The following is a 4,521-nucleotide window of genomic DNA, read 5'->3' as shown; positions in this document are numbered from 1 at the left end:
GGGACGAGCTGGTCCGGCTGTGGCTGCCCATGGCCGAGCGGATCCGCCTCGCGGAAGTACCGGTGCAGGTCGTCGAAGTACTGCTGCGAGCGGTCGGCGTCCTGCGCGCGGACGGCGGTCTCGAAACCGGCCACGGCATCGCCGAAGCGTGCCGTCCGCTTGTTCCCGGTGATCATGGCGGCAGGTTACAGGGGGCGGGAACACCAGACGGGGCCGGGTGAGCACCTCCCCGGCCCCGCCCGCCCGCCTCTGGTCGGCGAACGTCTTCGGACGGCGGCGGCTACCTCTTGCCGGCCTTCCGGGTGGCCCGCAGCCACTCCTTGTTCATGCTGGTGATGGACATCAGCGGAATGCCCTTGGGACAGGCCGTGGCGCACTCGCCGGTGAGCGTGCAGCCGCCGAAGCCCTCCGCGTCCATCTGGGCCACCATGTCCAGCACCCGGGTCTCCCGCTCGGGCGCGCCCTGGGGCAGCACGTTGAGGTGGTTGACCTTGGCGGAGGTGAACAGCATCGCCGCGCCGTTGGGGCAGGCGGCCACGCACGCCCCGCAGCCGATGCACTCGGCGTGCTCGAACGCGAAGTCGGCGTCGGCCTTGGGCACCGGGGTGGCGTGGGCCTCGGGGGCGGATCCGGTGGGGGCGGTGATGTAGCCGCCGGCCTGGATGATCCGGTCGAACGCCGACCGGTCCACCACCAGGTCCTTGATCACCGGGAACGCGGAGGCCCGCCACGGCTCGATGTCGATGGTGTCGCCGTCCTCGAAGGACCGCATGTGCAGCTGGCAGGTGGTGGTGCGCTCCGGTCCGTGCGCGTCGCCGTTGATGACGAGGCTGCACGCGCCGCAGATGCCCTCGCGGCAGTCGTGGTCGAAGGCGACGGGCTCCTCACCGGAGAGGATGAGCTGTTCGTTGAGGACGTCCAGCATCTCCAGGAAGGACATGTCGGGCGAGATGTCGTCCACCTCGTAGGTGGACATCGCTCCTTCGGCGCCGGCGTTCTTCTGCCGCCAGACGCGCAGGGTGAGCTTCATGCGTAGCTCCGCTGGGTGGGGTGGACGTACTCGAAGACCAGGTCTTCCTTGTGCAGGACGGGTGCCTCGCCGGTGCGGGTGAACTCCCAGGCGGCGGCGTAGGAGAACTCGTCGTCCTTGCGGGCCGCCTCGCCGTCGGGGGTCTGGGACTCCTCGCGGAAGTGGCCGCCGCAGGACTCGGCGCGGTGCAGCGCGTCGAGGCACATCAGCTCGGCGAGCTCCAGGTAGTCGACGATCCGGTTGGCCTTCTCCAGCGACTGGTTGAACTCCTCGCCGGTGCCGGGGACCTTGATGCGGCGCCAGAACTCCTCGCGGATCTGCGGGATGCGTTCCAGGGCCTTGCGCAGCCCGGCGTCGGAGCGCGCCATGCCGCAGAACTCCCACATGAGTTCGCCGAGTTCGCGGTGGAAGGAGTCCGGGGTGCGGTCGCCGTCCACCGCCAGCAGCAGGTTGATCCGGTCCTCGGTCTCGGCCAGCACCTCCTGGACGACGGGGTGGGTGTCGGTGACCGGGTCCTGGTGGGGGTTGCGGGCGAGGTAGTCGTTGATGGTGGCCGGCAGCACGAAGTAGCCGTCGGCCAGGCCCTGCATCAGGGCGGAGGCGCCGAGCCGGTTGGCGCCGTGGTCGGAGAAGTTGGCCTCGCCGATCGCGAACAGGCCGGGGATGGTGGTCTGCAGGTCGTAGTCGACCCACAGGCCGCCCATCGTGTAGTGCACGGCCGGGTAGATGCGCATCGGCACCTCGTACGGATCCTCGTCGGTGATCCGCTGGTACATGTCGAAGAGGTTGCCGTACTTGGCCTCGACGGCCTTGCGGCCCAGGCGCTTGATGGCGTCGGCGAAGTCCAGGTAGACGCCCTGGCCGCCGGGGCCCACTCCCCTGCCCTCGTCGCAGACGTTCTTCGCGGCGCGGGAGGCGATGTCCCGGGGCACCAGGTTGCCGAAGGACGGGTAGACGCGTTCGAGGTAGTAGTCGCGCTCGTCCTCGGGGATCCGGTGCGGCGGGCGGGTGTCGCCCTTGGCCTTGGGCACCCAGATCCGGCCGTCGTTGCGCAGCGACTCGCTCATCAGGGTCAGCTTGGACTGGTGGTCGCCGGTGCGCGGGATGCAGGTCGGGTGGATCTGGGTGAAGCAGGGGTTGGCGAAGTAGGCGCCGCGCCGGTGCGCCCGCCAGATGGCGGTCGCGTTGGAGTTCATGGCGTTGGTCGACAGGTAGAAGACGTTGCCGTAGCCGCCGGAGGCGAGGACGACGGCGTCCGCGAAGTAGGTGTCGATCCTCCCGGTGATCAGGTCCCGGGCCACGATGCCGCGCGCCCGGCCGTCGACCACGATCAGGTCCAGCATCTCGGTGCGCGGGTGCATCTCCACGTTCCCGGCGGCGATCTGCCGGGACAGCGCCTGGTAGGCGCCGAGGAGGAGCTGCTGGCCCGTCTGGCCGCGGGCGTAGAAGGTGCGGGAGACCTGGACACCGCCGAAGGAACGGGTGTCGAGCAGGCCGCCGTACTCGCGGGCGAACGGCACGCCCTGGGCCACGCACTGGTCGATGATCTCCACGGAGATCTGGGCGAGCCGGTGCACGTTGGACTCGCGGGCGCGGAAGTCGCCGCCCTTGACGGTGTCGTAGAACAGCCGGTGGACGGAGTCGCCGTCGTTGCGGTAGTTCTTCGCCGCGTTGATGCCGCCCTGCGCGGCGATGGAGTGGGCGCGGCGCGGGGAGTCCTGGTAGCAGAACTGGACGACGTGGTAGCCCTGTTCGGCGAGGGTGGCGCCGGCGGAGCCGCCCGCGAGACCGGTGCCCACCACGATCACCGTGTGCTTGCGGCGGTTGGCCGGGTTGACCAGTTTGGCCTCGAACCGGCGCTTGTCCCAGCGCTCGTGGATCGGGCCGGACGGGGCCTTGGTGTCGGTGACCGGGGCGCCGGTCGCGTAGTCGGTGTACGTCATGGTCAGCTCACCACTCCGGTCATGACGCCCACGGGTACGGCGATGAAGCCGGCCGTGAGCAGCAGCGCGAGGACGTTGGCGACGGTCTTCAGGGCGCGGTCGCGGGCGCGGCTGCCGACGCCGAGGGTCTGGGCGGCGCTCCAGAAGCCGTGCCGGATGTGCAGGCCGAGCGCGAGCATCGCGACGATGTAGATGACGTTGCCGTACCAGGTGGAGAAGGTGTCCACGACGTTCTGGTACGGGTGTCCCTCCTGGAAGCCGCCGGGGTGCACGGTGCCGGTGGTCAGGTCGAGGATGTGCCAGACGATGAACAGCCCGAGGATGACACCGCCCCAGCGCATGGTGCGGGTCGCGTAGCTCGCCCGCGGCTTGCTGTGGACGTAGCGGGTGGGGCGGGCCTTGAGGTCGCGGCGGCTGAGCTGGTAGGCGGAGGTGGCGTGGGCGACCACGGCGACGACGAGGACGATCCTGATCAGCCAGAGCGTCCACTCGTAGTGCATGAACGGTTCGCCGACGGTGCGCAGCCAGTGCGCGTAGTGGTTGAACTCGTCCGGGCCGAAGAAGATCTTCAGGTTGCCGATGACGTGGGCGACCAGGTACAGCAGCATGATCACGCCGCTGACGGCCATGACCGTCTTCTTGCCGACGGAGCTGTCCCACACGGTGCGCGCCATGGACGGCCGTCGGTCCGTCCGCGTTGCCAGAGCCATGGCACAGAACGCTAGGGCCGAAAGTCCCGATCGGTCCAAGACATGGTGCAGCTTGTTTCCATAGGCAGAGACTATTGTGGCTGGATGCAGTTCCAGCAGCTCCAGTACTTCGTGGCCGTCGCCGAGACCCGGCACTTCACCCGGGCCGCCGAACGGGTCCACGTGGCCCAGCCGTCGCTGTCCCAGCAGATCAGGGCGCTGGAGCGGGAGCTCGGCGCGGATCTGTTCCTGCGCGCGCGGGGCAACATCACGCTCACCGACGCCGGCGAGGCGCTGCTGCCGCTGGCCCGGCGGATCCTGGCCGACGCGGACACCGCCCGGCACGAGGTGCAGGAACTGGTGCAGCTGCGGCGGGGACGGGTGCGGCTGGGGGCGACACCGAGTCTGTGCACCGGGCTGCTGCCGGATGTGCTGCGCGCCTTCCACGACCGGTACCCGGGCATCCGGCTGCTGATCGAGGAGGGCGGCTCCCACGACCTGGTGCGGGAGCTGGCGCGCGGTGCGCTCGACCTGGCGCTGGTCGTGCTGCCGCTGCCGACGCCCGCGCCCGCGCTGACCACGGTGGAGCTGCTGCGCGAGGACCTGGTCGTGGTGTCCTCGCCGGAGGCGCCGGCGCCCGGCCGGGGCGGGCGGGTGATCCACATCGCCGACCTGGCGGGCGAGCGGCTGGTGATGTTCCGGCACGGGTACGACCTGCGGGAGCTGACCGTGGCCGCGTGCCGGGCGGAGGGCTTCGAGCCGGACTTCGCGGTGGAGGGCGGCGAGATGGACGCGGTGCTGGGGTTCGTCCGGGCCGGGCTGCGACGTCGTAGACCCGGTCGGGGAAGCGCTTGGCGAA

General features: G+C 70.2%; 4 protein-coding genes. 1 reads left to right on the top strand and 3 read right to left on the bottom strand.

Features of this window, described 5'->3' with window-relative positions; genetic code table 11:
* Positions 1–280: 280 nt before the first annotated feature.
* The 3 genes from H5J33_RS24715 to H5J33_RS24705 are packed head-to-tail and all read right to left on the bottom strand — an operon-like array spanning position 281 to position 3,647.
* Positions 281–1,030 carry a succinate dehydrogenase/fumarate reductase iron-sulfur subunit gene (locus tag H5J33_RS24715; protein ID WP_181797081.1) on the bottom strand — a complete coding sequence of 250 codons (750 nt, stop codon included), beginning with the start codon at positions 1,028–1,030 and terminating at the stop codon, positions 281–283.
* A complete protein-coding gene (locus tag H5J33_RS24710; RefSeq protein WP_181797080.1) occupies positions 1,027–2,973 on the bottom strand; it encodes a fumarate reductase/succinate dehydrogenase flavoprotein subunit in 1,947 nt (648 codons plus the stop codon). The genes H5J33_RS24715 and H5J33_RS24710 overlap by 4 nt, the downstream gene beginning before the upstream one ends.
* Before the next feature lie 2 nt (positions 2,974–2,975).
* Positions 2,976–3,647, bottom strand: coding sequence for a succinate dehydrogenase (locus tag H5J33_RS24705; RefSeq protein ID WP_181797079.1), 672 nt, complete (start codon positions 3,645–3,647; stop codon positions 2,976–2,978).
* A 120-nt stretch (positions 3,648–3,767) separates the two neighbouring features.
* On the opposite strand from H5J33_RS24705, the gene H5J33_RS24700 reads away from it, so the two are divergent.
* On the top strand, positions 3,768–4,521 hold a 754-nt coding region (locus H5J33_RS24700; RefSeq protein WP_181797078.1), incomplete at its 3' end, for a LysR family transcriptional regulator.

Origin of the sequence: Streptomyces sp. WELS2, assembly GCF_013870595.1 — a bacterium.
Classification (GTDB): domain Bacteria; phylum Actinomycetota; class Actinomycetes; order Streptomycetales; family Streptomycetaceae; genus Streptomyces.
The sequence above is the reverse complement of the archived record's forward strand: the minus strand, read 5'-3'. Positions and strand labels throughout refer to the sequence as shown.